The following is a 1,243-nucleotide window of genomic DNA, read 5'->3' on the forward strand; positions in this document are numbered from 1 at the left end:
CTAGTGCTGTGACCGCGTTGGTTCGCCGGGTTGGTGGTCGTGGCGGTTGGATGTGGAGTGACGTCCGATCCGATCGCTGGAGGCGCGGTGGCCGAGCCCGTCCGTGTGCGCAGACTGACCGACCAGGAGGGGCAGAAGCTGCAGCAGATCGTGCGTCGGGGCAGCACCAGCACGGTGCGCTACCGGCGGGCGATGATGCTGCTGGCCTCGGCCGGCGGGAACCGGGTGCCGGTGATCGCCCAGCTGGTCCAGGCCGACGAGGACACCGTCCGAGACGTGATCCACCGGTTCAACGAGATCGGCCTGGCCTGCCTGGACCCTCAATGGGCGGGAGGCCGTCCCCGCCAACTCAAGCCTGACGACGAGGATTTCGTCATCGCGACGGCCACCACCCGCCCGGTCAAACTCGGCCAGCCCTTCACCCGCTGGTCGCTGCGCAAGCTCGTCGCCTACCTGCGCAAAGTGCACGGCCGTATGATCCATATCGGCCGCGAGGCGTTACGGTGCCTGCTCGCCCGCCGCGGCATCACCTTCCAGCGCACCAAGACCTGGAAGGAGTCCCCGGACCCCGAGCGCGACACCAAGCTCGACCGCATCGAGGAGGTCCTGGACCGCTTCCCGGACCGGGTCTTCGCCTACGACGAGTTCGGTCCGCTCGGGATCCGGCCCACCGCGGGCGCGGGCTGGGCCGAACAAGGACATCCCGACCGGCTGCCGGCGACCTACCACCGCACCCATGGAGTCCGGTATTTCCACGGCTGCTACTCGGTCGGTGACGACACATTGTGGGGCATCAACCGCCGCAGGAAGGGCGCCGTGAACACGCTGGCCGCGCTGAAGTCGATCCGCGCCGCCCGGCCCGACGACGCCCCGATCTACGTGATCATGGACAATCTGTCCGCCCACAAGGGCGCCGACATCCGCCGCTGGGCAAAGAAGCACAAGGTCGAGTTGTGCTTCACCCCGACCTACGCCTCGTGGGCCAACCCGATCGAGGCCCACTTCGGACCGCTGCGGCAGTTCACCATCGCCAACTCCAACCACCCCAACCACACCGTGCAGACCCGGGCCCTGCACGCCTACCTTCGGTGGCGCAACGCCAACACCCGCCACCGCGACGTCCTCGCCGCCGAACGCAAGGAACGCGCCCGCATCCGAAGCGAGAAGGGCATCCGATGGGGCGGACGCCCCCTCACCAGCGTGGCCTGACCAACCCGGCGAACCAACGCGGTCACAGCACTAG

At 68.5% G+C, this 1,243-nt stretch carries 1 protein-coding gene; it reads left to right on the forward strand.

Features of this window, described 5'->3' with window-relative positions; translation table 11 throughout:
- The first annotated feature begins 87 nt into the window (after window positions 1-87).
- Window positions 88-1,209, forward strand: coding sequence for an IS630 family transposase (locus GRC12_RS44530; protein WP_308286774.1), 1,122 nt, complete (start codon window positions 88-90; stop codon window positions 1,207-1,209).
- Window positions 1,210-1,243 lie beyond the last annotated feature (34 nt).

The organism is Streptomyces griseorubiginosus, from assembly GCF_017614965.1.
GTDB lineage: Bacteria > Actinomycetota > Actinomycetes > Streptomycetales > Streptomycetaceae > Streptomyces > Streptomyces griseorubiginosus_B.